Origin of the sequence: Pseudomonas sp. B329, assembly GCF_023127835.1 — a bacterium.
In the GTDB taxonomy this organism is placed as follows: Bacteria; Pseudomonadota; Gammaproteobacteria; order Pseudomonadales; family Pseudomonadaceae; genus Aquipseudomonas; species Aquipseudomonas synxantha_A.
The window spans coordinates 2993-8140 of record NZ_SPKP01000067.1; the positions used below are offsets into that span (position 1 = coordinate 2993).

Consider the following 5148-nt stretch of genomic DNA (forward strand, 5'->3'; position numbering starts at 1 on the left):
CTTGATCCCGACACCCAAAACGTCGAAGTTATCGACCGTGACTCGGTATTCACCCGGCATTTCATAGGCCAGGGAGATACCCGACTTGGTCGCAATGATCGGCAGGACCGACACGTTGCCAAGGCCGATCCCCCTGCTGTCCCTCACATCAACCCATTGACCGTTGACCAACTTTTCCAGTTTCACGCCATTGAAGTTCACCACATCAATGTTTATCGGTGCCGAGCTACTGACCGCAATCTCGACCTTTTCACTGTCACTGACAACGAAGTGATAAGTGGCTGAAATCGGCAAGACATCCCCGCCACCCAACTTATTGGAAAACCAATTAACAACGCTGTTCACGCCCGAGCTGCCCGGTGTGACGAAGCTAGCGGATTTGGTCTGCTCCAGGTTGGCGATGTTTGGATCAATAAACTGGCTGACGGTGACCTCATTGTGTTCCGCCACCAATTGATAAGGCGCTGTTACCGACACTGAACCTGTGGAGGTGGACTGGTTATCCAGGGACGCTGAAGTCACCTGCAACACTGTCCCGCCCATCTGTGCTTTTACCGGCACCTCATAGTTGCCGTCGGCATCGACAGGTTGTTCGCCCAGGGTCTCGCCTGCGGCATTTTTCACCACCACCTTGGTATTGGGCGTGGCCTTGCCGGAGACGAGTTTGCCATCGGCACTGATCATCGCGCTCAACGGCGCCGGGATGGCCTCGCCCGCTACCTGAGGTGCAATCAGTTCGGTTGGCAGCGACTCCTTGCCTGCCAATTCAGCCACCACCGAAACCTTACTGCCCGCAGGCTGCCTGGTAATGGTTGCGGCGAACGTACCGTCCTCGCCCGCCACGATTGGCCCGGCCAGCAACTGGCCGTTGGCGTCCTTGACCGACACGCTCGCACCTGGCAGGGTCTTGCCGGTGATCTGGGTGCCAGCGGCATCCAGGTGAGCTTCCGGTTGTGCAGGTCGATCAACCTCAGTGACCGGTGTTTTCACATAGGCCGGTGCAGACTCCACGCCCTGCCCTTGTGCCGTCACCGCCAGGGTGGTGCCGTTAGGCTGTTTCGGGATGTTGACCACAAAGGTGCCATCCTGCTGGACAACCCCGGAACCGATCTCTTTGCCCTGGGCATCCTTGACGCGGATGGTTTCGCCCGTGTTGCCCTTGCCCGTCACCTGGGTGCCGGCTTCGTCGACTTGCACCTCTGTCGGCGTATTGGAGGCAATGTGCGGCGTCATCACCGATTCAGAAGCGGACACCTTGTCGTTGTTCTGCAACGCGACATTCAACAGTTGACCGCCCGGCTGTACGGGGATAGTGACCTCGAAAGTGCCGTCCGGCCCGACGATGCCCTTGGCGATCACGGTTGTGTCGTCCGCTGCTTTGATCAATACGATGGTGTTCGGCGCACCTTTGCCCTGCACCTTGGTGCCGGTGGCGTCCACACTCACATCGAAAGGCTTGGCTGGCGTGTCTTCGGCGCTCAGGGGTACCAGCAACAGCGCAGGCTCCGACACCTTGTCACCCTTGACCGCGCTGATGGCAAGCCTGTCACCGCCATTCTGCGCGGGGATATTGGCCGAAAACATACCGTCGGGCCCAGTTGCAAACGTGCCCAGATCCTGTTGAGTCTCGAGGTTGACGATCTTGACCGTTTCACCTGGCTTGACCTTGCCCAACACGCGAGTGCCGCTGGGGTTGATATTCAGGTCGGTAGGTGGCAATGGCAGGTCCGCATCGATAAACGGCGCCACGACAGAAACGCTTGGCGATGCCTTCCCCTCGTCGTAGGCCGTCACGCTCAAGACGGCGCCGGTCTTCTGAGGCGTGCTCAAGGCAATCTCGACAGAACCGGTCTTGTTCACCACGCCACTGCCCAGCTCCTTGCCGCTGGCATCCATGACCTTGATGATTTCTCCCGGCTTGCCCTTGACCGTTACCGCACTGCCGGTGTCATTGATCACCGCATCACGGGGCGCCAGCACAGGCACCGACAGGGTGGCAGGCGCCGACTCCAGGCTGCCCAGGCTGACCGTCGCCTTGAGGTCTTCACCGCTTGCGCCGGACGGCAACAGCACACTGCCCTTACCATTTGCATCCAGAGGCACACGAACGATTGTGCCGTCCGGGTTGTTGATTTGCACAATAGCGTTGGGCTTACCTTCTACGCTCACCTGCCCGGTGACCGCATCGACCGCGCCGAACACTGGCGCCAGCAACGGCACTTCGAGCGCCGCGGCCTGCGACGTAATACCTGCCGCTTGGGCAACCACGCCCACTTCCTCACCTCCCAGGGCATGGGGCAACTTGATCACGGCATGGCCTTGTGCATCTAGCTGTACCGGAGTGCCGACCGGATTGCCGTCTTTGTCCTGCAACTGCACAGAGACGTTTGGCTTGCCGGTGACCGATAGCTCCTCTTTGGCGGCATCAAATGCCAGGGTTGGCGCAAGTAGCGGAACCACCTGGGCATCGCTGACAGGCGACTTGGCCTCCTTGAAGGTTTGAACCGCCTGCAGAGTCTCTGCGCCAAGGGAGGCCGGAATCGAGATCACGCCTTTGCCTTGGGCATCCAACGTCACAGGCGACCCCACCGGTTTGCCGTCCTTGTCTTGCAACTGCACGCTGGCGCCCGCTTTGCCTTCGATCGCCATCTGGCCGGTTATTGGATCAACCGGGCCCAACACCACTTTGAGCAAAGGAATGGCAGTCTGTACTGTCGCAGATTCTTCCTGCCCATCCTTGATGGTTACGCTGACCGACTCTCCACGCAATGCCGGAGAAAGGACCAGATTGCCCTTGCCATCATTACCCAACGTGAGGCGTTCAACCACTTCACCCGCAGCGTTCTTGACCTCTACTTGCCCACCCGGCATACCGACGATCTCCAGGGCGGTGCCGTCTTCGCTGAAAGTCAATTTCGGCTCGAACAGCGGAACCTCAATCGATGGGGCCTTTTCTGAGCGCTTGGCCGGCTTGTTCGGTTCGACCGTTTGCAGCTCCGGGTTATCAAACTGTGCGTCAAGCGCACCCGTGCGGCTGGTGGTAGCAGCGTCTTCCTGGCTGGCGCTGATTCTTTGTCCGCTGGCGTTGAAGGGCAGCGTTACCGTTGCCTTACCGTCCGGATCGAAAACACCTCGAACGTAGACCTCGCCTGTTACGTCGTTAAATACCTGGAACACGGCCCCAGGTTTACCGTCCAGGGTGACATTTCGCGTTCCTCCGTCAACCTGGCCCAGTATCGGTGTCAGCATAGGTACAGCCACGCCGGAAGGGCCAGACTCGGTACTGTCGACCACCTGAGTGACGGTCAGATCCAGGCTGCTCAATTGCGGGCGCAGTGTGATCTGGCCGTCGCCTTGGGCATCCAGCGTCACCGGGCTGCCGATCGGCTGGCCAGTGCTGTCTTTCAACTGCACGGTCGCGTTCGGTTTACCTTGAACATTCAACAGGTTGTTGGCCGCATCGACAGCGCCCACAACCGGTGCAAGCACCGGCGCCAACACGGTATTACTGACGGGCGATTGCACAGTGCCCGAGGTTTGAACGGCCTGCAGATTTTCGCCGCTGGCTTCCTGGGGCAGCGTGATCAGGAACTGGCCCTGCTCATCCAGGATCACTGGCGCGCCAATCGGTGCTCCTTCGCTGTCCTGCAATTGCACACTAGCGCCTGGCTTACCGGTAACCAGCAACTGGCCGGAGGCGTTGACATCACCCAGTTCGGGTTTCAGCAACGGCGCAGTCAGCGCGGTGGTGGGTGGTGACTCGATGTTGTCCACGGTCTGGGTGACCGTCACAGGCAGGTCGCTCAAGGTCGTCGGGACTTGCAGTGAGCCCTGGCCTTGCGCGTCCAGCGTGACTGGCGTGCCCACGGTGTTGCCTGTGCTGTCCTTCAACTGCACGGTGGCACCCGGTTTCCCCTGCACCAGGAGGGTGCCTTCCGGATCGATTGTGCCCACGACGGGGGTCAATACGGGGACAGTCAGCAAGTCGCTGGCGGGCGATGTGGCCGTACCCGACGTCTGCACGGCCTTCACGCTTTCGCCTGAGGTGTTTGCAGGCAACGTCAGCACGCCTTCGCCCTCGTCACTCAGGACGATTGGAGTACCGATCGATTTGCCAGTGCTGTCTTGCAACTGCACGGTGGCACCTGGTTTGCCGGTAACCGTCAACCCGCCGGTGGCGGCGTTGACATCACCCAGCTCTGGCTTCAACAACGGCACGGTCTGTGGAGCGGTGGCCAGGGACTCGTTGTTGTCCACGGTCTGGGTGACCGTCACGGGCTGGTCGCTCAGGGTGGTCGGGATTTGCAACGTGCCTTTGCCGTCGGCGTCCAGGGTGACCGGAGTACCCACGGTTTTGCCCGCGCTGTCTTTCAACTGCACGGTCGCGCCTGGTTTGCCCGTCACTTCGAGGATGCCGGTTTGCGGGTCGATTGCGCCCACGGTAGGGGTCAATGTGGGGATGGCCAGCGTTGGGCTGGTCGGCGATGTGATGGTGTCCGACGTCTGCACAGCTTGCACGCTTTCGCCAGCGGTGCTTGCAGGCAGCGTCAACGTGCCGTTGCCCTGGGCGTCCAGGACGACAGGATTACCAATCGGGGCGCCAGTACTGTCTTGCAACTGAACGCTGGCCCCTGGCTTGCCGATGACCGGCAACAGACCGGTGGCAGGATCGACAGGACCCAACTGTGGTGCCAGCAACGGCACGTCAAGGTTGGTCGTGAGCGGCGGGTTGGTGCCGTCATTGAGCACCACGCCGACCTTTTGGTCACTGACATTGCCAGGCAGTGTGAGAGTGCCCTCGCCTTTATCGTCCAAAGTGACTGGTTTGCCAATTGGCTTGCCGTTTGCGTCCTGCGCCTGCACGGTCGCACCTGGCTTGCCGGTGACCACTACATTGCCGGTGGCTGGATCGACAGTGCCCAACTGCGGTGCCAGCAACGGTACTTCGACATTGGTCGTGAGCGGTGGGTTGATGCCGTCATCGAGCGCCACGCCGACCTGTTGGCCGCTAGTGTTGCCTGGCAGCGTTATGGTGCCCTGACCTTTGTCGTCCAGAGTGACTGGGTTGCCAATTGGTTTGCCGTTCTGGTCTTGCGCCTGCACGGTCGCACCTGGCTTGCCGGTGACTACTACGTTGCCAGTGGCTGG

General features: G+C 60.5%; 1 protein-coding gene. It reads right to left on the reverse strand.

Annotated elements, in window-relative coordinates; translation table 11 throughout:
* On the reverse strand, window positions 1-5148 hold a 5148-nt coding region (locus E4P00_RS27855), incomplete at both ends, for an Ig-like domain-containing protein (protein ID WP_248133415.1).